Source organism: Pseudomonas atagonensis (genome assembly GCF_011369485.1).
Lineage (GTDB): Bacteria > Pseudomonadota > Gammaproteobacteria > Pseudomonadales > Pseudomonadaceae > Aquipseudomonas > Aquipseudomonas atagonensis.
Genome location: NZ_VXCA01000030.1, coordinates 91,565 through 117,381, shown reverse-complemented (window position 1 = coordinate 117,381; position 25,817 = coordinate 91,565). Strand labels below are relative to the sequence as shown.

The following is a 25,817-nucleotide window of genomic DNA, read 5'->3' as shown; positions in this document are numbered from 1 at the left end:
ATGAGCCGCGCCCCAGACACATGGATTCTGACCGCCGACTGCCCCAGCGTCCTCGGCACCGTGGACGCGGTGACGCGTTTTCTGTTCGAGCAGGGTTGCTACGTCACCGAGCACCATTCGTTCGATGATCGCCTCTCGGGACGCTTCTTCATTCGCGTGGAATTCCGCCAGCCCGACGGCTTCGACGAACAATCCTTCCGCGCCGGCCTCGCCGAGCGCGGTCAGGCGTTCGGCATGATTTTCGAGCTGACCGCGCCGAATTACCGGCCGAAAGTGGTGATCATGGTTTCCAAGGCCGATCACTGCCTCAACGACTTGCTCTACCGTCAGCGCATCGGCCAGTTGTCGATGGACGTGGCGGCGGTGGTGTCCAACCACCCGGACCTCAAGCCGCTGGCCGACTGGCACCAGATTCCCTACTACCATTTCCCCCTCGACCCCAACGACAAGCCGTCGCAGGAGCGTCAGGTGTGGCAAGTGATCGAGGAGTCCGGCGCTGAACTGGTGATTCTTGCCCGCTATATGCAGGTGCTGTCGCCGGAGCTGTGCCGCAAGCTCGATGGCAAGGCGATCAACATTCATCACTCGCTGCTGCCGGGCTTCAAGGGCGCCAAGCCGTATCACCAGGCTTACAACAAGGGCGTGAAACTGGTGGGCGCCACGGCGCATTACATCAACAACGACCTGGATGAAGGGCCGATCATCGCCCAGGGCGTCGAGGCCGTGGATCACAGTCATTACCCCGAGGATTTGATCGCCAAGGGGCGCGATATCGAAGGCCTGACCCTGGCCCGGGCGGTGGGATATCACATTGAGCGGAGGGTGTTCCTTAACGCCAATCGCACCGTCGTTCTTTAGATAGCTATCGCGAGCAGGCTCACTCCTACAAGGGGGACGCATTCCAATGTAGGAGTGAGCCTGCTCGCGATAGGGCCATAACAAACAACGCAAAACCAACAAGCAATAACCCGAGCACTTAACGCGCTGCCTGCCTGGGCAACGCGGTTCCATAAAAACAACAGCGAGGTGAAAGCATGTCTGGCAATCGTGGTGTGGTGTATCTCGGCGCTGGCAAGGTCGAAGTACAGAAAATCGACTATCCGAAAATGCAGGACCCGCGCGGTCGCAAGATCGAGCACGGGGTCATTCTCAAAGTGGTTTCCACCAATATCTGCGGCTCCGACCAGCACATGGTGCGCGGCCGTACCACGGCGCAGACCGGTCTGGTGCTGGGCCACGAAATCACCGGTGAGGTGATCGAAAAAGGCTCCGACGTCGAGAACCTGAAGATCGGCGATCTGGTCTCCGTTCCGTTCAACGTGGCTTGCGGACGCTGCCGTTCCTGCAAGGAGCAACACACCGGTGTCTGCCTGACCGTCAACCCGGCCCGTGCCGGCGGTGCTTACGGCTACGTCGACATGGGCGACTGGACCGGCGGCCAGGCCGAATACGTGCTGGTGCCGTACGCCGACTTCAACCTTTTGAAACTGCCGGATCGCGACAAGGCCATGGAGAAAATCCGTGACCTGACCTGCCTCTCCGACATTCTGCCGACCGGTTACCACGGCGCCGTTACCGCTGGCGTCGGCCCGGGCAGCACCGTTTATATTGCCGGCGCTGGCCCGGTCGGTCTGGCTGCAGCGGCTTCGGCCCGTCTGCTGGGTGCGGCGGTGGTGATCATCGGCGACGTCAATACCATCCGTCTGGCCCACGCCAAGGCTCAGGGTTTCGAAATCGTCGACCTGTCGAAAGACACCCCGCTGCATGAACAGATCGCTGCACTGCTGGGCGAACCGGAAGTGGATTGTGCCGTGGACTGCGTGGGCTTCGAAGCTCGCGGCCATGGCCACGACGGCGTCAAATCCGAAGCCCCGGCCACCGTGCTCAACTCGCTGATGGGTGTTGTACGCGTCGCCGGCAAGATCGGCATTCCGGGCCTGTACGTGACCGAAGACCCGGGTGCCGTGGACGCCGCCGCGAAAATGGGCAGCCTGAGCATTCGCTTTGGTCTGGGCTGGGCCAAGTCGCACAGCTTCCACACCGGCCAGACCCCGGTGATGAAGTACAACCGCCAGTTGATGCAGGCAATCATGTGGGATCGCATCAACATTGCTGAAGTGGTGGGCGTGCAGGTGATCAGTCTGGATCAGGCGCCGGAAGGGTATGGCGAGTTCGATGCCGGTGTGCCGAAGAAGTTTGTGATTGATCCGCACAAGTTGTTCAGTGCGGCGTAAGCGCAATACAAAACGGCGACCTCAGGGTCGCCGTTTCTAATCTTGCTTCACGCACCAGATTCAGCTTTTCAGTTCAGCTTGAACGCACATTTCGAAGGTTCTTTCGCTGCACAATCCAACTTGCTCACAGCTGCGGTGCTGACGCTGCCTTCTGGCTTTTTGCCCCACTGGGGAGAGGCGGTTGTGATCTCTTTTCCCGGTTTGAGCACCATGGTCGCGTTGGCCTCTTCATTACCTGCACCTTGCCCCTCATACCGACAAATTACGCTCCAGACCTTGGACTTTTTCGGGTCTGTCTTATCATTAACTTCTGGCTGGATACGCGCCGATGTGAAAGCGAGTTTTTCCTTATCGCTTCCTCCGGTCCATTTATCTCCACCAGTCCATTCAAGCTTTTGGTTCGCAGCAGCAAAGGAGGCTTTGTATTCAAATCCACCGCCAGGTAGTGCGGTTTGGGATATCTGTGAAACCTCCGGGCATTGTTCCGCATTCACATTGCTCATCGCAGCCAAGCCAAGAATGGCGGTAGCAATTTTCAGCTTCATTATCTGTACTCCGTTACAGGGGAGGAGTAGCAATATTGGCAAGTTAGGTACTTATCGACCACTGTCAGATCTGACAGTTGTATAGTCCCATTTGAAATAATGAAACGAATGTCACTAGGAAATTGATCCAAGAGAACAACCGATTTCTGCACTCAGAGGGCCGCCAACGCACCTTGATACAGCACTGGCCCAGTCGGCTGCCCAGTCGGCGAACCACCCTTCGGCTCCAGACTCACCGCCAGCGCAATCGGTTGGCCGATGAGGGCTTTCTGTGCCTCGTTCAACTCAACCTTGCCTTTGCCCCCCGCCGGGATCACACCGAGCGAGATCGGCTTGCCATCCGCTGGAATCGCCCAAAGTTCCAGGCTGCGTCCGGGATCGATGGCCGCCAGTGTCAGTGGTTCGACTTGCAGATAATCAGCATGCGCTTCGACCTTCAGCGCCGGTTGCGCATCGGCGCTCAACAGGGTCGCGCGGTAGCGGGCGTCGTCGTGGTTGTACAGCGAGCCGAGGAAGACCAGCACAACCATTGAGGCTGCGGCAGCCGAGAGTCGCAGCCAGTTCCAGAACGGACGTTTCTCCGGCACATGCAGCACTTGCGGGTCGATGCGCGCGGTAATGCCTTGCCAGACGTGTTCGGGCACCGGTTGTTCCGGCACGGCTTCGGTGAGACTGGCGAGACTTTCCTGCCATTGCGCCAGTTCGGCGCGCAATGCCGCGTCGTCGAGCAGCAAGTGTTCAAAGCGCCGACGCGCAGTCGAGGACATCAGGCCGATGGCGTAATCGGCGGCGAGGGCACGGCGCAGGGCAGGGGTCTGGTAGTTCATGATTCAAGGCACCTGCGCAGACGCTCCATGCCTCGACGGATCCACGATTTGACCGAGCCCAGTGGTGCCGCCAGATGTTCCGCCAGCTCCGAGCAAGACAGCCCCTGAAAGTAGGCCACGGTGATCGACTGACGCTGCATGCCTTCGAGGGTTTCCAGGCAGCGGTTAAGCGCACGGGCCTCACGGGCACTGCTCAATTGGTCATGCGCCGACGGGCTTTCGTCCGGCAACGTGTCCTGTTCGAGATCGCTCAGCGGCCGCTCGCGGTGTTTGCGCAACTGGTCGATGGCCTGATTGCGGGTGATGTTGATCATCCACGTCAGTGGCGCCGACAGGTGCGCTTCGTAGCGCGAAGCGTTGTTCCAGATGCGCACGAAGGCTTCCTGCAGGACTTCTTCGGCCAGATCCGTACGGCCCATGAAACGCAGGGCCACGCCGTGCAGGCGCGGGCCGACGCTGCGGTACAGCGTTTCGAAGGCGCGACGATCACCCAGTGAGCACTGGGCCAACAGCTGTCGCAACTGATCGGTGTCGGCGATGGAAATGACGTCTCTCCAGGCAAAGGGCGGGCGACGAGGACTGATCTCGGGCTGTTCACAGGCTAGTTCAGCAAAAGCGCTTGTGCCATTCATCGCGGCCATTCCAGGGTTTCACGATTTATATACGTGGCTACGCTGAAAATGGATGCGCAGGCGAGGAACATGCCGCGCGATAGCCGGTCAAACCGGCAGTTTCGCCGCCCGTTCAACGGGTGGTTTCACAGCGCAAGAGGATGTCTGAATGAAGATTTCACGCGGTATTGTCATGGCTTCGCTGATGACCCTTGCGGCCAGCCCGGTGTTCGCCGGTTTCAGCCTGGACGATGTGACCAAGGCTGCTTCAAGCATGCAGGGCGGCAATGCGGCCACCGCTGCCGCGCCAACGTCGGAAACCGCCGGTCTGCTGCAAGCTGTCACCGGTCTGGGTGTCACGCCGCAGCAAGCCGTTGGCGGTACCAGCGCGATGCTGGGCCTGGCGAAGAACCAATTGAGCAGTACTGATTATTCGCAGTTGGCCAAGGAAGTGCCGGGTATCGACAAGCTGTCGGGCGGCAGCGGCAACCTGGCGGCGTTGAGCGGTTTGCTCGGTCAGTCCGGTAAATCCGCCGGGCTGGAAAACGCGCTGGGCAACGTCAAGGACACCAATGACCTGAACAACGCGTTCGGCGCGTTGGGCATGGACAGCGGCATGGTCGGCCAGTTTGCCCCGGTGCTCCTCAAGTATCTCGGTGACCAGGGCGTCGGCGGCCCGCTGCTGCAAAGCCTGGGCAGCATCTGGGGCGCCGGCACCGGTAGCTGAATCAGCCGCGCAGTTCGGCGATGCGCTGATCCTTCTCGCTCCAGAGCTGGTTGACCCAGCTCTGGACGGTCTGGCGAAACGCCGGATCGTTCTCGTAATCGCCCTGCCACAGCGCCGGGTCGAGTTCGCGAGTCTTGATGTCGATGATCACCCGCGGCACGTTACCGCTGATCAAATCCCAGAATCCTGGAATTTTCTCCTGTGGGTACACCACGGTGACGTCGAGAATCGCATCCAGCTGTTCACCCATCGCCGCCAATACAAACGCCACGCCGCCCGCCTTGGGCTTGAGCAGGTGCTTGAACGGTGATTGTTGCTGCGCACTTTTCGCGGCGGTGTAGCGGGTGCCTTCCAGATAATTCACCACGGTCACTGGCTGACGCTTGAACAGCTCGCAGGCCTGTTTGGTGATTTCCAGATCCTTGCCCGCCAGCTCCGGGTGCCTGGCCAGATACGCCTTGGTGTAGCGCTTCATGAACGGGTAATCCAGCGCCCACCACGCCAGCCCCAGAAACGGTACCCAGATCAGTTCTTTCTTGAGGAAGAACTTGAAGAACGGCGTGCGCCGGTTGAGGGTCTGGATCAGCGCCGGAATGTCGACCCACGACTGGTGATTGCTGACCACCAGATACGAGGTGTCAGCACGCAGGTCTTCGCCGCCACGAATGTCCCACTGCGTGGGAATGCACAGGCGGAAGATCAGCTTGTCGATCTCGGCCCAGGTCTCGGCAATCCACATCACCGCCCACGACGCGTAATCGCGCCAGCGCCCGGGCGCCACCAGTTTGAGCAGGGCAAACACCATCAACGGCCCGATCAGGATCAGGGTGTTGAGCAACAGCAGCAGGGTGACGAAACAGCCGGTGAGCAGGCGGCGCATAAGCAACTCTATGAAGTCGGATGGGCGCGCCATGATAAGTGGCTTCGGGCGACAGGCCAAATCGGCGGTGACGAATGTTTCACTTTAGTCGGGTTAACCTGATCGTTCCCACGCTCTGCGTGGTAACGCCGCCCGGGACGCTCCGCGTCCCTGTGACGCGGAGCGTCACTGGATGCATGCCCACGCAGAGCGTGGGAACGATCAAGCGCGCAACGGTCTAAAATCCCGTTGCCCAACCTCTCAAGGAAGCCCCTTACGTGAAATCCCTCCTTGCACTGTTTGCCCTCGTTGCTCTGCCGGTGATGGCCGCCGAGCCGACCCTGTACGGGCGTTACGAATACATCGCGCTGCCGGAAATCGGCGGTGAAGTGCTCAAGGCCAAGATGGACACCGGCGCACTGACGGCCTCGCTGTCGGCCAAGGACATCGAAACCTTTACCCGTGACGGCGAAGACTGGGTGCGTTTCCGCCTCGGCACCAAAGACGCCAGCAACAAGGTCTATGAACACAAGGTCGCGCGGATCAGCAAGATCAAGAGTCGTTCGGATGAAGAAGACGAGGGCGAAAGCACCGAAGTCGCGAAACGGCCAGTGGTCGATCTGGAACTGTGCCTGGGCGACGTCAAGCGTACCGTGGAGGTCAACCTGACTGACCGCAGCAACTTCAACTATCCGCTGCTGATCGGTGCCAAGGCCTTGCGTGAATTTGGCGCGGCCGTGAACCCGGCGCGGCGCTTCACCGCCGACAAACCGGACTGCTAGCGCCAAGTGGTCTCATTGACGTAAAGGCACGCTTGGGGCACCGTTCGCGCACTTAACCCACGGGCTCGGACGCCATGCCTCATATCCTGATTGTCGAAGACGAAGCGGCGATTGCCGACACGCTTATTTTTGCCTTGCAGGGCGAGGGGTTCACCACTACGTGGGTGAGTCTCGGTGCGGCGGCGCTGGAGCATCAGCGCCAGACGCCGGCGGATCTGATCATCCTCGACATCGGCCTGCCGGACATCAGCGGCTTCGAAACCTGTAAACAGCTGCGTCGTTTCAGCGAAGTGCCGGTGCTTTTTCTCAGTGCGCGAGACGCGGAGATCGACCGGGTTGTGGGCCTGGAGATCGGCGCCGACGATTACGTGGTCAAGCCGTTCAGCCCACGGGAAGTGGCGGCGCGAGTTCGGGCGATTCTCAAACGCATGGCGCCGCGCCCGCCGATTGAAGCCATTTCGGCGCTGTTTCGCATCGATCCCGAGCGCGTACAGATTGTCTATCGCGGCCAGACCCTGAGCCTGACCCGCCACGAATTCCGACTGTTGCAATGCCTGCTCGAACAACCGGAACGGGTGTTCAGCCGCGAACAATTGCTTGATGCGCTGGGTGTCGCCGCCGACGCCGGTTATGAGCGCAGCATCGACAGCCACATCAAAAGCGTGCGCGCCAAACTGCGTCTGGTGCGCGCCGAAGCCGAGCCGATCCAGACCCATCGCGGCCTCGGCTACAGCTACAGCCCGGGGCACAGCTGATGTCGCTGGGGCTGCGGATTTTCCTGGTGTATGTGCTGTTTATCGGCCTGACCGGGTATTTCGTGCTCAACACGGTGATGGAAGAAATCCGTCCCGGTGTGCGCCAGTCCACCGAAGAAACCTTGGTCGACACCGCTAACCTGATGGCAGAAATCCTCCGCGATGATTTCAAGGCCGGCACCCTCAGCGAGAACCGCTGGCCCGAGTTGCTGCGTGCCTACGGCGAACGCCAGCCGCGAGCGACGATCTGGGGCTTGCCGAAGAATCAGGTCAATCACCGCATCTACGTCACCGACGCCAAAGGCATCGTCGTGCTGGATTCCAGTGGCGTGGCGGTCGGTCAGGATTACTCGCGCTGGAACGACGTCTACCTGACCCTGCGCGGCGAGTACGGCGCGCGCTCGACCCGCAGCGACCCGAACGACGCGAGTTCTTCGGTGATGCACGTCGGCGCGCCGATCCGCGACAACGGCCGGATCATCGGCGTGGTCACCGTGGCCAAACCCAACAGCTCGCTGCAGCCGTATGTGGATCGCACCGAGCGGCGCTTGTTGTTTTACGGCGCCGGTTTGATCGGCCTCGGTCTGCTGTTCGGCGCGCTGCTGTCGTGGTGGCTGAGCCGTGCGCTGCACCGTCTGACCGGTTATGCCCAAGCTGTCAGCGAAGGCCGGCGAGTAGAAGTGCCGCATTACCGGGGTGGTGAGCTGGAGCAACTGGCGACAGCGGTCGAGCAGATGCGCACGCAGCTGGAGGGCAAGGCTTACGTCGAACGTTACGTGCACACGCTGACCCACGAACTGAAAAGTCCGCTGGCGGCGATTCGCGGCGCGGCTGAGTTGCTGCAAGGTGACATGCCAGCGGTTCAGCGATTGCGGTTTGTCGGCAACATCGACAGCGAAAGTGCGCGGATGCAGCAGTTGATCGAGCGCTTGCTGAATCTGGCGCAAGTCGAACAGCGTCAGGGTCTTGAAGAGAAGGTTGCTGTACCTCTGGCGGTGTTGGTCGATGACTTGTTGTACGCCCAGGCCGCGCGAATTGAAGGCAAGCAGTTGCGCATTGAACGAATGATCGCGGAGGATTTGCTGCTGATCGGCGAGCCGTTTCTGTTGCGTCAGGCATTGGGTAACTTGCTGGAGAACGCGCTGGATTTCACGCCGCCGCAGGGGTTATTGCGTTTCAGCGCCGAGCGCGTTGGCGAGCAGATCGAGTTTCGCTTGTTCAATGAAACGTTGCCCATTCCCGATTACGCCTTGCCGCGTTTGACTGAGCGTTTCTACTCGTTGCCGCGTCCCGACAGTGGCCGCAAGAGCACGGGTCTGGGACTTAACTTCGTTGAAGAAGTGGTCAAGTTGCACGGTGGTTCGATGCACATCTGCAATGTCGAAAGCGGTGTTGAAGTAACATTGCACCTGCCTTGATCCTGTGGCGAGGGTTTGCGTTTCTCCACACAATCTCCACATTCCTCCCACAAAACCCCCATACACCCGAACCAGACTCTGCCCATCAAAACAGGGAGAGTCCCATGAACAAGAATTTGACCATAAAGCTCGGGGCAATTGCCCTGCTGATCCTGCTGTTGCTGGTGCCACTGCTGATGATCAATGGCGTCATCGACGAGCGTCAGCAACTGCGCGACGGTGTGCTTGAAGACATCGCCCGTAGCTCAAGCTACAGCCAGCAACTGCACGGGCCGGTGATGGTGGTGCCGTACCGCAAGGTGATCCACAACTGGAAGCTCAACGACAAAACCAACCAGCGTTACGACGAGCCGGGCGAAGAGCGTGGGCGCCTGTATTTTCTGCCGGAGCGTTTCGAACTCGATGGCCAGGTGCAAACCGAGCTGCGTTCCCGGGGCATCTACGAGGCGCGGTTGTTCCACGCCGAGAATCGCATCAACGGTCAGTTCTCGCTGCCGGCCCAGCTGGGCATCAAAGAGGATTTCGTGGACTACCAGTTCGATGCGCCGTTTCTCGCAGTCGGCATCAGTGACATTCGCGGCATCGAAAACGCACTGAAACTGGAACTCGACGGCCAGCGCCTGGACTTCGTCCCGGGCACTCAAGTCGGCTGGCTTGGCGAAGGCGTACGCGTCACGCTGCCACTGCTCGACACCAGCAAGGCCACGGAACTGGCGTTCGGTTTTGACCTGCGCCTGCAAGGCACCGGTTCGCTGCAAGTGCTGCCGGTGGGCAAGAGCAGCAGCGTGAGCCTGACTGCCAACTGGCCGCACCCAAGCTTCATCGGCAACTTCCTGCCGGGCAAGCGCGAGATCAGCGATCAGGGCTTCAGTGCCGACTGGCAGACCACGTTCTTTTCCACCAACCTGCAAGACGCCATGAGCCGCTGTGTGAGCAGCAACGATTGCGAGGCGTTCAATGCCCGTAGCTTTGGTGTGAGCTTTATCGAACCGGTGGATCAGTACCTGAAGAGTGATCGGGCGATCAAATATGCATTGCTGTTCATCGTCCTGACGTTTGCCGGTTTCTTCCTGTTCGAAGTGCTGAAAAGTCTCGCAGTGCACCCGGTGCAGTACGCCTTGGTCGGCGTGGCGCTGGCGTTCTTTTACCTGTTATTGCTGTCGCTGTCGGAGCACATCGGCTTTGCCCTGGCGTATCTGCTGTCAGCCAGTGGTTGTGTGTTGTTGATCGGCTTTTATGTTTGTCATGTGCTGCGCAGCGTGCGGCACGGGTTGAGTTTTTCGGCGGGATTGGCGGCGCTGTATGGCCTGCTCTATGGGTTGCTGAGCGCTGAGGATTACGCGCTCTTGATGGGCTCGTTGCTGCTGTTTGGCTTGCTCGGCGTGTTCATGGTGCTGACGCGCAAACTGGACTGGTACGGGATCGGACAGAAACCGGCCAGGCCGCTGGAGTTTGATGTGGAGGCGGTGCAATGAGCGGCTTGCTGGGGTTGCGTGAGGATCAGCGCTGGAAGGAAGAATTGGTGGCGCGGATTATTGGGTATTTGCCTGTGGAGCCGATGTGGGGCCATCGCGAGCAGGCTCACTCCTACAGGGGAATGCGGTCAACTGTAGGAGTGAGCCTGCTCGCGAAGAGGCCGGAACAGGCGCCGCCGAGTTAAGGCTTGGGCATGGTCGCGATCATCGACGGTCGCTGGCTGACTTCAAAGAACCAGTTGGCCAGGTGCGGGTTGGCGTCACGCCAACCCAGATCCGGGAAGCGCAGGTCAAGGTAACCCAGGGCACACGCCACGCTGATCGCGGCCACATCGAAATGGCTGGTCAGCTCGGCAATCGCTTCTTTTTCCAGAACAGCCAATGCGCGACGAATCTTGTCGCGCTGGGCATCGAGCCATTCGTCCCAATGTTTTTCCGGTGCGCGCAGAGCCAGTTCATAACGCACCATCACCGACGCATCCATGATCCCGTCGGCCATCGAGGCCAGGGTCAGACGCCGCCAGCGCGCCGCGCCTTCGCGCGGAATCAGCGGGTTGCCAACGTGCTGTTGATCGAGGTATTCGAGAATCACGCGGCTGTCATGGATGACGTTGCCGTCGGCCAGACGCAAGGCCGGGATCTTGCCCAGCGGGTTGTCGGCGTTGAGTTCGGCGCTCGGGCTGACCGGGCTGAGGACGCAGTCTTGCAACGCGACACGATCCTGCTGGCCGGTCTCGTGCAGCAACACCATCACTTTGCGTACAAACGGGGACAGCGTGTTGTGGTACAGGGTCATGCTGGGGGCGGACATTGGCAGGGTCTCGATCAGGACAATGATGCGGCAGCATAGTCGTTTTCAGCGGCGCTGCAGCAATCCTTTAAGCGCCAGAGCGGCAGGAACACCCAACCCGACCCAGCTCAATGCATCCCAGATACCATCCCCCAGCAACGCCGCAAACAACCCCGCCGCACTGAGCAGCGCAATCACCAGTGGCGTGCTGAAAACCTTCCAGAAATTCGACTGACGCGGCTTCATGCAGATGCCTCCGCCGTTTCCAGCACAGGCTTGGCAGCTTTGCGCCGCACCACCCACAGATACAAGCCGCTGCCGAGGACGATGATGGTCAGCACATCGAGCGTCGCCCAGAGAATCTTCATCGGCATGCCGCCGTAATCACCAAAGTGCAGCGGTTGCGACATGCCCATGGCGTCCATGTACCACGGGCGCTCGGCCACGGCGGTGACTTTCAACGTGGTGGCGTCGATCAGCACCGGTGTCAGCAAATGCGAGGTCAGGTGCGTGCCGCCCTTCATGAACACCGAGTAATGGTGTTCGCTGGAAAACCGGGTGCCGGGGAACGCGATGAAATCCGGTTTCATCCCCGGCGCGACTTCGCCAGCGATATCGAGCAAGCGCGTGGCCGGCGCCAGTTGTGTCAGCGGCGGTGCATCTCGGTAGGGCGCAATCAATGTGTTGAGCGCATCGTTGCGCCACGCGGCGATGATCAGGTCAGCGCAGGCGCTGATCACCCCGGTCACGCCGACCACCAAGGCCCAGGTCAGCGTGACCACGCCGATCAGGTTATGCAGGTCGAGCCAGCGCAGACGCGTGGATTTGTCCTGACGCACCGTGCCGAACTTCAGCCGCCGCATGAACGGCAGGTACAGCACCGTCCCCGAGACAATCGCCACGATAAACAGCAATCCCATGAACGCCAGCAACAGCTTGCCCGGCAGCCCGGCAAACATGTCGACGTGCAGACGCAGGATGAACAGCATCAGGCCACCGTTGGCCGACGGGGTTTCCAGCGCTTCACCGGTGCGCGCATCGAGCATGAAGGTGTGCGAGGAGTTCGGTTCGGTGCCGGCGGTTTTCGCCATGATTGTCAGCACGGCGTTCGGCTCGTCATCGTCGAAGCCGAAGTACTGCACGACTTCATCGGGACGATGTTTCTCGGCGGCCTCGACCAGTTGCGCCAGATTCAGGCGCGGCGTGTCCGCCGGCATCTCGCGCACTTCAGGGGCATCGCCGAGCAAGTGCTCGATCTCGTGGTGGAAGATCAGCGGCAGGCCGGTCAATGCCAGCATCAGCAAAAACACGGTGCAGATCAGGCTGGTCCAGGTGTGGATGAACGACCAGCGGCGAATTGTTTTACTTTTCATTTCATGACCTTCAAAAACACCAAAGCCGTCCACGAAGGACGGCCTGGAGACGGGGCCTGTTTCAGCTCAGTCGTTTACCACTTGTACGTGGCGCTGGCGACGACGCTGCGGGTGTCGCCGTAGTAGCAGTAGTAGCTGTCGCAGGTGGAAATGTATTCCTTGTCGAACAGGTTGGTGGCATTGACTGCCAGCGACGCGCCTTTGAGACTGTTGTCGAGGCGGCCGAGGTCGTAATGCACGCTGGCGTCGAACACGGTGTAAGCGTCTGCCTTGCCCAGCCAGGTGTTGGCTTTGTCACCGTAGGTGTTGCCGGTGTAACGCACGCCGCCGCCGATGCCGAAGCCGTCGAGCACGCCGGTGTGCCAGGTGTAGTCGGTCCACAACGAGGCTTGCTGGTTCGGCATCAGTTGCAGGCGATTGCCCTTGTCGACGCCATTCTGCACTTCGGATTTGGCCAAGGTGTAGGCGGCGATGACTTTCAGGTTTTCGGTGACGTCGGACACCGCTTCCAGCTCAAGGCCTTTGACTTTCACTTCGCCGGTCTGGCTGGTGATCGACACACCGTTGACGAAGCTGCTGACCGAGACGTTCTTCTGGGTGAGGTCATACACGGCGGCGCTCAGCAGGGTCTTGCTGCCCGGCGGCTGGTACTTGATCCCCAGTTCCCATTGCTTGCCTTCGGTTGGCTTGAGCGACTCGGTGGAGGAGGCGTCGGCACCCGAGGTCGGCTGGAAAGACTCGGCGTACGACAGGTACGGCACAAAACCCGAGTCGAACACGTAGCTCAGGGCTGCGTTGCCGCTGAACGCCTTGTCACGCTGGGTGCTGGTGGTATCGCCCTTGTTGATGAACTTTGTGCTGGTGTGCACCCAGTCTTCACGGCCGCCGAGGGTCAGGCGCCACTGGTCCAGGGCCATTTGATCCTGCACGTACAGACCAGTCTGGTAGGTCTTCTGGTTGTAGTCGTAGAACGCAGTGGAGCGCGCTGGGCGCACGATCGGCTGACCGTAGATCGGGGTGATCACGTTGGTGGTCAGGCCGTCACCGAAAATCGAGGTGTAGTTGGTGTTGCTGCGCTGGTGATCAAGTCCCAGCAGCAAGGTGTGGCGGATATCGCCGGTGGCGAAGTCGGCCTGGAAGTTGTTGTCCACCGCGAACTGGCTGATGTCTTCTTCGACGCTGGTGCTGGTGCGCCCGACGTTGCCTTGATCATCCACTTCGGTGTATGGGTAGGAACCCGGCGTCAGCGACTGGAAGGACAGATCCGACTTGGTGTAGCGCAGGTTCTGCTTGAACTGCCAGGTGTCGTTCAGACGATGTTCGAACGCGTAACCCAGCGCGTAGTAAGTCCGGTCGTAGTATTCCCAGTCCGGATCACCCAGATTTTTGTGATGGGAAATATCACCGAAAGGCGATTTGATCTTGGTCCCCTGAACCGGCAGGAACTGGCTGGTGATGCCGGTATCGTCGCGGGTGAACTGGCTCAGCAGAGTGAATTTGGTATCGTCGTCGATGTTCCAGGTCAGGCTCGGCGCAATGTTGTAGCGCTTGTTGTCGACGTGGTCGATCTGTGTGCCGCTGTCACGCACCACGCCGCTGAGGCCGTAAAGGAACTGCCCGGCATCGTCGATCTTGCCGGTGCTGGCGAAGTTGATCTGGCGGTGATTGTCGCTGCCGTACTGCAACTGGATTTCGCTGCTCTGCACATCGCTCGGGCGACGGCTGACCATGTCGAGCAAGCCGCCTGGCGGGGTCTGGCCGTAAACCGACGAGGCCGGGCCGCGCAGCAGGGCGAGGCGGTCGAGGTTCCAGGTTTCCTGTTTCGGGTTAGCGTACACGCCTTTCGGCAATGGCAGGCCATCGAGGAACTGGGTCGGTTCGAAACCGCGCACGCGCAACCAGTCGGCGCGAGTGTCGCTGCCGTAGCTGCTGGCGGTGATGCCCGGCATGTAGCGCACGGCGTCATCGAGGCTGTGCACGCTGCGATCGTCCATCTGCTGGCGGGTCGCAACCGATATCGAACGGGGTGCTTCGACCAGTGCGGTGTCGGTTTTGGTGCCGGCGGCGGTGCGGGTAGCGGTGTAGCCCTCGACCGGGCCCCAGGCGGTTTCCAGGTTTTCCACGCCGATGACCGATGTTTCCGGCAGCGCCATCACGCCTTCCGGCACAGCCACCAAGGTGTAGGTGCCGGTGCTGCTTTGTTCCAGTTGCAAGCCGGTACCACGCAGGGCTGCGCGCAATGCGCCGGCGGCATCGTACTGACCGTTGACCGCTGCCGAGGTCTTGCCCGCCGCCAGCGCCGGGTTCAGCGACAGCGCCAGGCCACCCTGGCTGGCGATCTGGTTCAGGGTGGTGGCCAGTGGCGCCGCCGGCAGATTGTAGGCGCGTACGCTCGATGCTTGTTCAGCGGCGATCAGTTGACTGCTGGCCAACGGGGTGCAGAGGGCAATGGCGACCGCCAGCAAACTGGGGCGCAACAAGGTGTCTAGCGAACGGGACATACAGCGGCTCCTGAATGGAAATATTTCTCAATTGCCTGTGTGCCGAACGAGAATCAAAAAGTGATAGGGCTGGATGAAAATAATTTCGATTAACCGAAAAAGGAGCCGCAGATCTTATCGAGATCAGGGCTTTGGCTCGGCCTTGGCCACGGTCACCCAATAGGGCGTGTGCTGCTCGATCTGCACCGGCAGGGTCGGCAACAGGGCGCTCAGGGCCTTGTCGGTGTCATGCAGCGGGAAGCTGCCGGTGATGCGCAGGTCGGCGACTTCCGGCGTCACGCCCAGATGCCCGCGACGATAACGACCCAGTTCATGCACCAGATCGCTCAGTCGCGCGTTGTCCACCACCAGCATGCCGCGCGTCCAGGCATCGGCGCCGGGCGTGAGGGCGACAATGGAGCCCAGACCGTCACCGCGCAGCAGCACTTGCTGGCCTTCGCGCAAAATCTGTTCTTCGGGGTTCGCTGGCGTATGCGCCGCCACCGCTGATTGCAACACGCTCAGACGTGTACCGTCGTCCTCGCGCTTGACCAGAAACCGCGTGCCCAGCGCGCGCATGCTGCCTTCACGGGTTTCGACGATAAAGGGCCGCGCATCGCCGTGGCCGGTTTCGACCATGATCTCGCCTTCCTGCAGAACGATCAGGCGACGCTTCTCATCGAAGCGCACATCCACCGCGCTGTGGGTGTTGAGATTGAGCACCGTGCCGTCGACCAGGCGCACTGTGCGCTGTTCGCCGGTGGCGGTGCGCTGATCGGCGAGCCAGTAATCCAGTGGCAGATAACGCTCGCCCGCGAAAAGGCCCAGCCCGATGACCGCCACGACACTGGCCAAACCACTGCCCAGCTTGCGCACCCGCCGGCGAATGCCTTCACGCGATTGCAGTAAAGCGCTGCGGGCCGGGCCTTTGGCGACGCTGAAACGCTGATCGAGCATGCCCAACTGACGCCACGCACGGGCGTGTTCTTCATGGGCGGCATGCCACCTGGCGAATTCCTCGCGCTCCAGCGGGCTACTGGAATCGAGCGTCAACTGCCAGGCAATCGCCGCGTCGAGCACATGCGCCGGTACCGGTCTGGAACTGGCCGGAGTCACGTCGGCTCACCGTATAGGGCGATGTAGCACTGGCGAATGCCTTGCGCCAGATACTGGCGCACGCGCGGCACCGAGACGCCGAGCTTCTCGGCGATCTCGGCATGGCTGAGGCCATCGAGGCGGTTATAAAGGAACGCGGCGCGGGCCTTGGTCGACAGCTTGCCGAGCAGGCGGTCGATGGCTTTGAGGTCTTCGAGGATCAGTTGCTGTTCTTCCACCGACGGTTGCTCGCCTTCGGGGATCAGCATCAATTCGGTGAGGTAGGCCTGCTCCAGCGCCGCGCGGCGGAAGTAGTCGAACAGCAGCCCTTTGGCGATGGCCATCAAAAAGGCCCGGGGTTCGCGCGGCGTCAGCAGTTGGTCGCGCCCGAGCAGGCGCACGAAGGTGTCCTGGCTCAGGTCTTCAGCCCGCTGCGGGCAGGCCACATTGCGCCGCAGCCACGCCAGCAGCCAACCGCGATGGTCGCGATACATCGCACCGACGAGTTCACTGTGAGGGCTTGGGACTGACGACACCGGACATCACCGATTGGGAAATATTAACTAACGCGAATTGTTCGCGATTCTGGCAGAGGTGGGAATGGTTAGCAATTGGCCACTGGTCAGGTGGCATGACGAAGACCGCGTCATCGTTGCTCGCGAAGAGGCCATAACAGCCGTCGAAAATCTAAAAGGACGGCGCCTGTTGCCGGCGCTTCCATTGGCTCAACCGCTGCTGCAAATTCAGCGGACTATGAATCTGCTGCCCCCGCGCCCGGCTGAACAGAATCAGTGTCAGTTCCGCCGTGGCCAGCGCATCGGCACTGGCGTTATGCCGTTCGAACACTTCGAGACGAAACCAGTTGATCCACTCATCCAGCCCCGCCTCGCGATTATTTGCCTGCGGGCAAAGCAGCGGCGCGATGTCCGCGACATCCAGAAACACCTGCTGCAACTTGTGCCCCAGATGCTCCTTCAACGCCCGACCGAGCATGTGCTGATCGAACGGCGCATGAAAGGCGAGCACCGGGCTGTCGCCGATAAACTCCATGAGCTCAAGCAACGCCTCCGCCGGATCGCTGCCGGCGGCAATCGCACTCGGTCCTAGGCCATGAATCAATACGCTGGGGCTGAGTTTCAGCTCGCGGCATTGCAGCGTCCTTTCGAATTGCTGGCTGAAATCGATGGCGCCGTCCTCGATCACCACCGCGCCAATCGACAACACCCGATCCTTGTTCAGGTTCAACCCGGTGGTTTCCAGGTCGAGCACCACCCAGCGTTGTTCACGCAGGCTGCAATCGCTCAACTCGCGGATCGCCGGCAACTGCGCCAGGCGTTGTCGCAGGTTGGCCGGCACCACCGGACTCGTCGGGCGCAGCCACGAGAACAGGCTCATAGCTGATACCGCAACGTCAGGCTGCTTTGCAGGCGTTGAGCCTGACGCAGGGATTCGCGCAGGATGCGCCGGTCGAGGTGGTTGAGGCTGTCGGGATCGACGCGGTTGGAGTAGGGCAGATTTTCCCGGGTCTGGATCTGATGTTGTTGCATGCGCGTTTGCTGAATGAAGTGGTAGGCCTCCTCATACGCGGCGCCGTCGAGTCGTTCGATGACTTCTTTATCGACCAGTTGGCGGAAGCGCTCGAGGGTGTTGTTGGCGTCGATGCCGTTGGCCAGCGCTAGAAGACGTGCGCCATCGACGAACGGCGCCAGGCCCTGGACTTTCAAATCCAACGTGGCCTTCTCGCCGTTCTTGCGTGCCAGTACAAACTCGCGGAAACGCCCCACGGGCGGGCGGTTGCGCAAGGCATTGTCGGCCATCATGCGCTGGAACAGACGGTTGTCGCCGACCTGATCGAGAATCCCCCGACGCAGTTGCGCGCAGCCCTGTTCATCACCCCAGACCACCCGCAGATCGAAATAGATGCTCGAGCCCAGCAGGTTTTCCGGTGTCGCCTCGCGAATGAACGCCGCAAAACGCCGCGCCCATTCTGCCCGCGACAGACACAGTTCGGGGTTGCCGGCCATGATGTTGCCTTTGCACAGGGTGAAGCCGCACTGCGCCAGGCTCTGATTGATCTGCTGGGCAATCGGCAGCAGCTTGCCGCGAATCTCCGCCGCATGCGCCGCATCGCGGGCGTCGAACAGAATGCCGTTGTCCTGATCGGTGTGCAGCGTCTGCTCGCGGCGTCCCTCGCTGCCGAAGCACAACCAACTGAACGGCACGCCGGGGTCACCCTTTTCGGCGAGGGTCAGTTCGATCACCCGGCACACGGTGTGGTCGTTGAGCAGGGTGATGATGTGGGTGATCTGCGTCGAGGATGCACCGTGGGCGAGCATGCGTTCGACCAGTTGGCCGATCTCGCCGCGCAGGGTGACCAGTTGCTCGACGCGCTGGGCGCTACGGATCGTCCGGGCCAGGTGCACCAGATCGACGCGTTGCAGGGAAAACAGATCACGCTCGGAGACCACGCCGCACAAGCGCTGATCCTTGACCAGACAGACGTGGGCGATGTGCCGCTCGGTCATCGCAATCGCTGCATCGAAGGCACTGTGATCCGGCGAAAGGTAAAAGGGCGCACGGGTCATGTGGCGTTCGATGGCTTCGCTGAAGTCGCCAACGCCTTCAGCCACCACGTGGCGCAGATCGCGCAGGGTAAAAATTCCCAGCGGCGCCTTGTTGTCATCTACCGCGACGATACTGCCGACCTGCTGCTCATGCATCAATTTCACCGCTTCACGCAAGGGCGTTTGCGGGCTGCAGGTCACCGGGTGACGCATCGCCAGTTCGCCGAGACGGGTGTTCAGCGAATACTGGGTGCCGAGGGTTTCCACGGCTTTCTGCTGGACTTGCTGATTGACCTGATCCAGCAGGCTGCTGACCCCGCGCAAGGCGAAGTCGCGAAAGGCATTAGAGAGCGCGAACAGTTTGATGAACGCCAGTTTGTTCAGTTGCAGGCAGAAGGTGTCCTCGCCGGCCAGGTGCTCGGTGCGCGTCGCGCGTTCGCCCAGCAGCGCGGCGAGGGGAAAACATTCGCCGGTGGTGATTTCAAAGGTGGTTTCGGTACCGGGCCGGGTGATGTGCTGACGCTCACCAACCACCCGGCCCTGTTTGACGATATAGAAGTATTCGACCGGGCCGTCGGCCGGTTTGATGATGCTTTCGCCTTGAGCGTAAAAGCGCAGTTGGCACTGCTCCACCAAATAGGCGAGGTGAGCGTGTTCCATCTGATTGAAGGGCGGGAAGCGCTGGAGGAATTGCAGAGTGCCCTGAATGTTCTGCAACACCGCGGTTTTCCCTGCCTGGGTGAAGGCGTCCGCTTTACTCATAACCATTACCGCAGTCTTTTTCGAATTGTTGTTGTCGGATCAATGCAGCCATGGTCGGCCCCATCGCACGGGGTGCCCATTGGACGTAAGTCTAGGTTTTGCCACCGTTCGTGAAGTTTCGGAGATGCCCTACGCAAACAGTCGGTTTTTCTCTTGTTTGCCCTCTTGGAAAAAATTCCGACGAAGTGCACATTGAAGCTCTGCTTAGCGATGTCTGACGACTGTGCCAGGTGATTGATTTGAACACTTAGAGAACGCCATGTCCGACCACGATATTTTGAGCGATGCCGAGCGTGAAGCGCTCAGCGCAGTGATGCTCGAACCCGATCTTCCGCCCCAGCGAGTCCTGATCGTCGATGATGACAAGGATGCCCGGGAGCTGTTATCGGAGATTCTCGCGTTGGATGGCATTCGTTGCATGACCGCCGCCAGCGGCGAAACCGCGCTGAAAATGCTCGAAGAAAAACCATCGATCGGCCTGGTCATCACCGACCTGCGCATGGGCAATGTCGATGGCCTTGACCTGATCCGCCAGGTGCGTGAATCGGTGCGGGCAGCGATGCCGATCATCATCGTCTCGGGCGATGCCGATGTGAAAGACGCGATTGCGGCGATGCATTTGAGCGTGGTGGATTTTCTGCTCAAGCCGATTGATACGGTGAAGTTGTTGGGACTGGTCAAGCATGAGCTGGGGATTGAGCCCTGACTTTCAGTAACACCGAGAAAAACCACAATGGATCTCCAGTGATTCAGAGATTTTAATCGGCCAACAAAAAGCCCTGATCGAAAGATCAGGGCTTTTTCATGTCCGGCATTCAGCGCAAGTTACAGGCCGTTGGCCTTCTTGAACTCGCGACGACGACGGTGCAGGACCGGCTCGGTGTAGCCGTTCGGCTGTTTGGTGCCTTCGATCACCAGTTCGACTGCCGCCTGGAAGGCGATGTTGCTGTCGAAGTTCGGTGCCAGCGGACGGTACAGCGGGTCGTTGGCGTTCTGACGGTCCACCACCGGCGCCATGCGCTTGAGGCTTTCCATCACTTGCGCTTCAGTCACCACACCGTGGCGCAGCCAGTTGGCGATGTGTTGGCTGGAGATACGCAGCGTGGCACGGTCTTCCATCAGGCCGACGTCATTGATATCTGGCACTTTCGAGCAACCCACGCCCTGGTCGATCCAGCGCACCACGTAACCGAGAATGCCCTGGGCGTTGTTGTCCAGTTCGTTCTTGATCTGCTCTGGCGTCCAGTTCGGATTGACCGCCAGCGGGATGGTCAGAATGTCGTCCACCGAAGCACGGGCACGTTTGGCCAGCTCGGCCTGACGGGCGAACACGTCGACCTTGTGGTAGTGCAGCGCGTGCAGCGCAGCAGCGGTCGGCGACGGTACCCAGGCAGTGTTGGCACCGGCCAGCGGGTGAGCGATTTTCTGTTCGAGCATCGCCGCCATCAGGTCGGGCATTGCCCACATGCCTTTACCGATCTGCGCGCGACCTTGCAGGCCGGTGCTCAGACCGATATCGACGTTCCAGTTCTCGTAGGCGCCGATCCACTTCTCGGCCTTCATGTCGGCCTTGCGTACCACCGGGCCGGCTTCCATGGAGGTGTGGATTTCGTCGCCGGTGCGGTCGAGGAAACCGGTGTTGATGAACACCACGCGCTCGCTGGCCGCCTTGATGCAGGCCTTGAGGTTAACCGTGGTGCGGCGCTCCTCGTCCATGATTCCGACTTTCAGCGTATTGCGTTTCAGGCCGAGCACATCTTCGATGCGACCGAACAGCTCGTTGGTGAACGCCGCTTCTTCCGGGCCGTGCATCTTCGGTTTAACGATGTAGATCGAACCGGTGCGGGTGTTCTTGCGCGAGGTGTTGCCGTTGAGGTTGTGCATTGCCGCCAGGCAAGTGACCAGACCGTCAAGAATGCCTTCCGGCACTTCGTTGCCGTTTTTGTCGAGGATCGCGTCGATGGTCATCAGATGGCCAACGTTGCGCACGAACAACAGCGAACGGCCGTGCAGGGTCACTTCGCCGCCATTCGGCGCGGTGTAGCTGCGGTCCGGGTTCATGGTGCGGGTGAAGGTCTGGCCGCCCTTGGATACCGATTCCGCCAGGTCGCCCTTCATCAGGCCGAGCCAGTTGCGGTAGATCACCACTTTGTCGTCGGCATCGACGGCGGCCACGGAGTCTTCGCAGTCCATGATGGTGGTCAGGGCCGCTTCCATCAGGATGTCTTTGACGCCGGCGGCATCGGTCTGGCCGACCGGGGTGCTGGCGTCGACCTGAATTTCAAAGTGCAGACCGTTGTGCTTCAGCAGGATCGCGATCGGTGCGTTGGCATCGCCCTGGAAACCGATCAGTTGCGCGTCGTCGCGCAGGCCGCTGTTGCTGCCGCCCTTGAGGGTGACCACCAGTTTGCCGTCAGCGATTTTGTAGCCGGTCGAATCGACGTGAGAGCCAGCAGCCAATGGCGCGGCTTCGTCGAGGAAGGCACGGGCGAAGGCGATGACTTTGTCACCACGCACCTTGTTGTAGCCTTTGCCTTTTTCCGCGCCACCGTCTTCGCTGATCGCGTCGGTGCCGTAGAGGGCGTCATACAGCGAACCCCAGCGGGCGTTCGAGGCATTGAGAGCGAAGCGGGCATTCATCACCGGCACAACAAGTTGCGGGCCGGCGGTACGGGCGATTTCATCATCGACGTTTTGCGTCGTTGCCTGGAAATCAGCCGCTTCTGGCAGCAGATAACCGATTTCTTGCAGGAAAGCTTTGTAGGCCACAGCGTCGTGTGCTTGACCGGCGCGTTCCTGATGCCAGGCATCAATGCGAGCCTGGAAGTCATCGCGTTTGGCGAGTAGGGCTTTGTTCTTCGGCGCCAGGTCGTGAATGACCTTGTCGGCACCTTCCCAGAATTTGTCGGCGGTGAGGCCGGTACCGGGAATGGCTTCGTTGTTCACGAAGTCGAACAGGACTTTGGCGACCTGCAGGCCACCGACTTGAACGTGTTCAGTCATTGCTTGCCTCACTCTGCTCAGCTATTTCGCTTTTCAGCTCTTCAAAATTGACAATGAAGCCTCTGGCCATTTAAACCACAAACCTGCCGACCAGTACATGCCATTGCTGGCGGCTGGGCTGGGACCAATCAACGGCTGGAGGCCTTGCTGACGGGGCTTTCAGGGTTGCGAACAGGCTTTGGGCAGACATCGATCCAGCGTTATGTAGTGCGCGCTGCGGCATACTACATGATGAGTTGCGCTTGTGAAAATCAGACTAATTACGTCGTTCTGCGACCTCATGACGCATTGCGGTCACGTCGCGGAACGGGATGTTCTCAAAAAACTATCGGATTGTTCCAGCTAAATATCAAAAGTTGTACACATAAATGCTGTTTGGCTGCTATGGCCCATGACTTCTGCCACGAAGGGCTTCGTGGTGAAGTTAATTGTGGCGCGGGGATTTATCCCCGTTGGGTGGCGAAGCCGCCCCCTGCGTTCTGGCAGGTAAACCGAGTTGGCAGGATTTACGACTGCTGCGCAGCCGGACGGGGATAAATCCCCTCGCCACAGATCATCATCTGCAGGTGATTTCCACATACCGGCACTGGGCCGGGCTTAATCAAGACGCTTGCCTATACTTGCTTTTCTATAACAAAAGTCATGACAAGAGGGCGGCGCCATGGACCATCTCGTACTCACCGTTTTCGCCCCGGACAAGCCCGGGCAGGTGGAGCGCATCGCCCAATGCATTGCCGAGCACGGCGGTAACTGGCTGGAAAGTCGCATGTCGCGGATGGCCGGGCAGTTCGCCGGGATTTTACGGGTGGGGGTACCGGCAGAGGCTTACGATGAATTAGTCGATGCCTTACAAGCGCTGTCGACTCACGGCATTCGCGTGTTGATCGCTGAAAGTGGTATCGAGCAATCCTGTACCTGGAAACCGATAGCCATGGAGCTGGTAGGCAACGACCGGCCGGGGATCGTGCGCGACATCACGCGACTGTTGAGCGAGCAGGGCGTCAATCTGGAGCGGCTGGTGACGGAGGTGCGTCCGGCGCCGATGAGCAGCGAGCCGCTGTTTCACGCCGAAGCGATACTCGCGGTGCCGCTGACGTTGTCGCTCGACGTGTTGCAGTCGCGTCTGGAAACCCTGGCCGATGATTTGATGGTCGAACTGGTGTTACGCACAGACGTTTAAGGCTTGAACGGGTTATCCAGTTTAAACGTGCACCTGCCTGTGGATAACCTGTAGAGACAGCCCGCAACGCCACGGCCGACGTGGCTTTGCCGTTGCTGATCAAAAAAACGCCAGTATTCAACAAGTTGCACACAAACGGCGGGGATCACGCTGTGGATAACCTTGGGAAGGAACGCTGCAGACCACGAGAACCGTGGCCTGCGGAGGGTTGTGCGTTTTTTGATCAGGTGCGGCGGCGCAAACTTATCCACGCATCGACGCTGTAAACTGCCAGGCCGGCCCAAATGAAGATGAACGCGATCAGGGTGCTGGACGACAAGTGCTCGCCGAACAGCAGCACCGCCTGCAGCAACACCAGAGTTGGCGCCAGATATTGCAGGAAACCAATGGTGGTATAGGGCAGGTGACGCGTAGCAGCGTTGAAGCACACCAGCGGCACAAGCGTCACCGGACCGGCCGCGACCAGCCACCAGGCTTGCGACGTCGTCCAGAACTCAGGTTGGGCGCTGGTCGCGGTCTGATTGAACAGCAGCCATGCGATAGCGATCGGCACCAGCATCCAGGTCTCGACCACCAGCCCCGGCAACGCTTTGACCGGAGCCTGCTTGCGGATCAAACCGTAGAAGCCGAAGGTCAGCGCCAGCACCAGTGAAACCCACGGCAAACTGCCGACCTGCCAGACCTGTTGCGCCACGCCGACGGCCGCCAGACCGACCGCGACCCACTGCATCCGGCGCAGGCGCTCGCCAAGAATCAACATCCCCAGCAACACGTTCACCAGCGGATTGATGTAGTAACCGAGGCTCGCTTCGAGCATGCGCCCGTTGTTTACCGACCACACATACGTCAGCCAGTTAGCCGCAATCAGCGTGCCGCTCAAGGCCAGAATTGCCAGGCGTTTGGGGTTATCCAGCAGTTCGCGCAGCCAGCCCGGGTGTTTCCACACCATCAGCAGCAGCGCGCCAAACAGCGCCGACCACAACACCCGGTGGATGATGATTTCGACGGCCGGCACTTCGGCGATGGCTTTGAAATAGATCGGGAACAGGCCCCAGATGATGTAGGCACTCAGGCCCAGAATGTACCCGCGACGCGGGTTGGCGGCTTGCATGCAGAATCCTTGCTTAGGCAACTAACAAAGGAGGGATTGTAAGGAGATTTGTCCACAAATGCCGCAGCGCAGTGGTCGGGAAATTGTGAACAGAGGACAAATGTGGGAGGGGGCTTGCTCCCGAATGCGCCGTGTCAGTCAACATAATCGTTGAATGCAAGTCCGCTTTCGGGAGCAAGCCCCCTCCCACAAGGGGTCGTGATGAATCAGAAGAGTTTCAGCGGTTCTTCGTTGAGCGCTGAAAGCTGTTCACGCAACGCCAGCACTTGATCGCCCCAATAACGCTCAGTGCCGAACCACGGAAAACTGTGCGGGAACGCCGGATCGTCCCAGCGCCGTGCGAGCCAGGCGCTGTAGTGCATCAGACGCAATGCGCGCAGAGGTTCGATCAACGCCAGTTCGCGCGGATCGAAATCGTGGAATTCGTTGTAGCCGTCCATCAACTCTGACAGTTGCCCTAGGCATTCCTGACGATCACCGGCAAGCATCATCCAGATGTCCTGCACGGCCGGGCCCATGCGGCAGTCGTCGAGGTCGACGATGTGGAACATCTCGTCGCGGCACATCATGTTGCCGGGGTGGCAATCGCCGTGCATGCGGATGTTCTGGTGCGGCGTGTTGGCGTAGGCATCTTCGACACGTTTGAGCAGGTCGCGGGCGACGGACTCGTAGGCCGGCAACAGGCTTTTCGGAATGAAGTTGCCTTCGAGCAAGGTGTTCAGCGAGGCATGGCCGAAGTTCTGCACTGCGAGCGCTTCACGGTGTTCGAACGGCTTGGTCGCGCCGACCGCGTGAATGCGTCCGAGCAACTGCCCGAGGCGATACAGCTGGTCGAGATTGCCCGGCTCCGGCGCGCGGCCACCACGGCGGGGAAACAGGGTGAAGCGGAAACCGGCGTGCTCGTGCAGGGTTTCGCCGTTGTGAATCAGCGGCGCGACCACCGGAATCTCGACGTCGGCGAGCTCGAAGGTGAATTTGTGTTCTTCCAGAATGGCTTCGTTGGTCCAGCGCTGCGGACGGTAGAACTTGGCGATCAGCGGTTCGGAGTCTTCGATGCCGACCTGATAGACGCGGTTTTCGTAGCTGTTGAGCGCCAAAATGCGCGCATCGCTCAGGAACCCGATGCTTTCAACGGCATCGAGGACAAGGTCGGGTGTGAGGGTTTCAAACGGGTGGGCCATGCTGACTCCTGCGCGCAGCAGGCTGCCGCGTCCGGCCCGGCATGG

General features: G+C 60.3%; 25 protein-coding genes. 10 read left to right on the top strand and 15 right to left on the bottom strand.

Annotated elements, in window-relative coordinates; all coding sequences use genetic code 11:
• Window positions 1-858 carry a formyltetrahydrofolate deformylase gene (purU, locus tag F2P67_RS21575; protein WP_008086918.1) on the top strand — a complete coding sequence of 286 codons (858 nt, stop codon included), beginning with the start codon at window positions 1-3 and terminating at the stop codon, window positions 856-858.
• Window positions 859-1,034: 176 nt separating this feature from the next.
• On the top strand, window positions 1,035-2,234 hold the full coding sequence (fdhA, locus tag F2P67_RS21570; protein WP_166223435.1) for a formaldehyde dehydrogenase, glutathione-independent: 1,200 nt from the start codon (window positions 1,035-1,037) through the stop codon (window positions 2,232-2,234).
• Between the two features lie 68 nt (window positions 2,235-2,302).
• Here fdhA and F2P67_RS21565 read toward each other — a convergent pair whose 3' ends face one another.
• The 3 genes from F2P67_RS21565 to F2P67_RS21555 all read right to left on the bottom strand — a co-directional run bounded on the left by F2P67_RS21565 (window position 2,303) and on the right by F2P67_RS21555 (window position 4,238).
• Window positions 2,303-2,779 carry a DUF3757 domain-containing protein gene (locus tag F2P67_RS21565; protein WP_166223432.1) on the bottom strand — a complete coding sequence of 159 codons (477 nt, stop codon included), beginning with the start codon at window positions 2,777-2,779 and terminating at the stop codon, window positions 2,303-2,305.
• A gap of 152 nt (window positions 2,780-2,931) precedes the next feature.
• The gene (locus F2P67_RS21560; protein ID WP_166223429.1) at window positions 2,932-3,606 is read right to left on the bottom strand and encodes an anti-sigma factor; all 675 of its coding nucleotides are present in this window, start codon (window positions 3,604-3,606) and stop codon (window positions 2,932-2,934) included.
• The gene (locus F2P67_RS21555; protein ID WP_166223426.1) at window positions 3,603-4,238 is read right to left on the bottom strand and encodes a sigma-70 family RNA polymerase sigma factor; all 636 of its coding nucleotides are present in this window, start codon (window positions 4,236-4,238) and stop codon (window positions 3,603-3,605) included. Before F2P67_RS21555 ends, F2P67_RS21560 begins: the two co-directional genes overlap by 4 nt.
• A gap of 148 nt (window positions 4,239-4,386) precedes the next feature.
• Here F2P67_RS21555 and F2P67_RS21550 point away from each other — a divergent pair, with 148 nt between their 5' ends.
• Entirely contained in the window at window positions 4,387-4,944 is a 558-nt protein-coding gene (locus F2P67_RS21550; protein ID WP_166223423.1) for a DUF2780 domain-containing protein, read from the top strand.
• Between the two features lies 1 nt (window position 4,945).
• Here the strand turns inward: F2P67_RS21550 and F2P67_RS21545 are convergent, their stop codons facing one another.
• Window positions 4,946-5,824, bottom strand: a complete 879-nt coding sequence (locus tag F2P67_RS21545) for an acyltransferase (protein WP_166223420.1) — start codon at window positions 5,822-5,824, stop codon at window positions 4,946-4,948.
• Window positions 5,825-6,081: 257 nt separating this feature from the next.
• Here F2P67_RS21545 and rloA2 point away from each other — a divergent pair, with 257 nt between their 5' ends.
• From rloA2 to F2P67_RS21520, 5 genes are all read left to right on the top strand, one after another.
• Window positions 6,082-6,585 carry a retropepsin-like aspartic peptidase RloA2 gene (rloA2, locus tag F2P67_RS21540; protein ID WP_053124525.1) on the top strand — a complete coding sequence of 168 codons (504 nt, stop codon included), beginning with the start codon at window positions 6,082-6,084 and terminating at the stop codon, window positions 6,583-6,585.
• 74 nt (window positions 6,586-6,659) lie between these two features.
• Window positions 6,660-7,340 (top strand): two-component system response regulator CreB, encoded by a 681-nt coding sequence (gene creB, locus F2P67_RS21535; protein ID WP_166223417.1) that lies wholly within the window; start codon window positions 6,660-6,662, stop codon window positions 7,338-7,340.
• On the top strand, window positions 7,340-8,758 hold the full coding sequence (creC, locus tag F2P67_RS21530) for a two-component system sensor histidine kinase CreC (RefSeq protein ID WP_166223415.1): 1,419 nt from the start codon (window positions 7,340-7,342) through the stop codon (window positions 8,756-8,758). Before creB ends, creC begins: the two co-directional genes overlap by 1 nt.
• Window positions 8,759-8,862: 104 nt before the next feature.
• Window positions 8,863-10,233 (top strand): cell envelope integrity protein CreD, encoded by a 1,371-nt coding sequence (gene creD / locus F2P67_RS21525; RefSeq protein WP_166223412.1) that lies wholly within the window; start codon window positions 8,863-8,865, stop codon window positions 10,231-10,233.
• Window positions 10,230-10,418 (top strand): hypothetical protein, encoded by a 189-nt coding sequence (locus F2P67_RS21520; protein ID WP_166223409.1) that lies wholly within the window; start codon window positions 10,230-10,232, stop codon window positions 10,416-10,418. The genes creD and F2P67_RS21520 overlap by 4 nt, the downstream gene beginning before the upstream one ends.
• Here the strand turns inward: F2P67_RS21520 and F2P67_RS21515 are convergent.
• From F2P67_RS21515 to F2P67_RS21480, 8 genes are all read right to left on the bottom strand, one after another.
• Window positions 10,415-11,044: a glutathione S-transferase gene (locus tag F2P67_RS21515; RefSeq protein WP_166223407.1), complete on the bottom strand. Its 630-nt coding sequence runs from the start codon at window positions 11,042-11,044 to the stop codon at window positions 10,415-10,417. The genes F2P67_RS21520 and F2P67_RS21515 overlap by 4 nt on opposite strands.
• Window positions 11,045-11,089: 45 nt before the next feature.
• A complete protein-coding gene (locus F2P67_RS21510) occupies window positions 11,090-11,269 on the bottom strand; it encodes a hypothetical protein (protein WP_166223404.1) in 180 nt (59 codons plus the stop codon).
• Window positions 11,266-12,396, bottom strand: coding sequence for a PepSY-associated TM helix domain-containing protein (locus F2P67_RS21505; RefSeq protein WP_166223401.1), 1,131 nt, complete (start codon window positions 12,394-12,396; stop codon window positions 11,266-11,268). The genes F2P67_RS21510 and F2P67_RS21505 overlap by 4 nt, the downstream gene beginning before the upstream one ends.
• Before the next feature lie 74 nt (window positions 12,397-12,470).
• Window positions 12,471-14,897, bottom strand: coding sequence for a TonB-dependent siderophore receptor (locus F2P67_RS21500; protein WP_166223398.1), 2,427 nt, complete (start codon window positions 14,895-14,897; stop codon window positions 12,471-12,473).
• A gap of 123 nt (window positions 14,898-15,020) precedes the next feature.
• Window positions 15,021-15,992 (bottom strand): FecR domain-containing protein, encoded by a 972-nt coding sequence (locus F2P67_RS21495; RefSeq protein ID WP_166223395.1) that lies wholly within the window; start codon window positions 15,990-15,992, stop codon window positions 15,021-15,023.
• A complete protein-coding gene (locus F2P67_RS21490) occupies window positions 15,989-16,465 on the bottom strand; it encodes an RNA polymerase sigma factor (protein WP_218583382.1) in 477 nt (158 codons plus the stop codon). The genes F2P67_RS21495 and F2P67_RS21490 overlap by 4 nt, the downstream gene beginning before the upstream one ends.
• Before the next feature lie 193 nt (window positions 16,466-16,658).
• On the bottom strand, window positions 16,659-17,366 hold the full coding sequence (locus F2P67_RS21485; RefSeq protein ID WP_166223390.1) for a 3'-5' exonuclease: 708 nt from the start codon (window positions 17,364-17,366) through the stop codon (window positions 16,659-16,661).
• Entirely contained in the window at window positions 17,363-19,297 is a 1,935-nt protein-coding gene (locus F2P67_RS21480; protein WP_343045169.1) for a putative nucleotidyltransferase substrate binding domain-containing protein, read from the bottom strand. The genes F2P67_RS21485 and F2P67_RS21480 overlap by 4 nt, the downstream gene beginning before the upstream one ends.
• Before the next feature lie 259 nt (window positions 19,298-19,556).
• On the opposite strand from F2P67_RS21480, the gene F2P67_RS21475 reads away from it, so the two are divergent.
• Complete coding sequence (locus tag F2P67_RS21475; protein WP_166223384.1) at window positions 19,557-20,003, top strand: response regulator; 447 nt, start codon at window positions 19,557-19,559, stop codon at window positions 20,001-20,003.
• A gap of 119 nt (window positions 20,004-20,122) precedes the next feature.
• Here the strand turns inward: F2P67_RS21475 and F2P67_RS21470 are convergent, their stop codons facing one another.
• Window positions 20,123-22,300 (bottom strand): malate synthase G, encoded by a 2,178-nt coding sequence (locus F2P67_RS21470; RefSeq protein ID WP_166223381.1) that lies wholly within the window; start codon window positions 22,298-22,300, stop codon window positions 20,123-20,125.
• A gap of 661 nt (window positions 22,301-22,961) precedes the next feature.
• On the opposite strand from F2P67_RS21470, the gene F2P67_RS21465 reads away from it, so the two are divergent.
• Window positions 22,962-23,480: a glycine cleavage system transcriptional repressor gene (locus F2P67_RS21465; RefSeq protein WP_034155036.1), complete on the top strand. Its 519-nt coding sequence runs from the start codon at window positions 22,962-22,964 to the stop codon at window positions 23,478-23,480.
• 223 nt (window positions 23,481-23,703) lie between these two features.
• Here F2P67_RS21465 and rarD read toward each other — a convergent pair whose 3' ends face one another.
• Together rarD and F2P67_RS21455 are read right to left on the bottom strand one after the other, a co-directional pair.
• Entirely contained in the window at window positions 23,704-24,591 is an 888-nt protein-coding gene (gene rarD / locus F2P67_RS21460; RefSeq protein WP_166223378.1) for an EamA family transporter RarD, read from the bottom strand.
• 206 nt (window positions 24,592-24,797) lie between these two features.
• Window positions 24,798-25,772, bottom strand: a complete 975-nt coding sequence (locus F2P67_RS21455; RefSeq protein ID WP_016983182.1) for a serine/threonine protein kinase — start codon at window positions 25,770-25,772, stop codon at window positions 24,798-24,800.
• Between the last annotated feature and the right edge of the window lie 45 nt (window positions 25,773-25,817).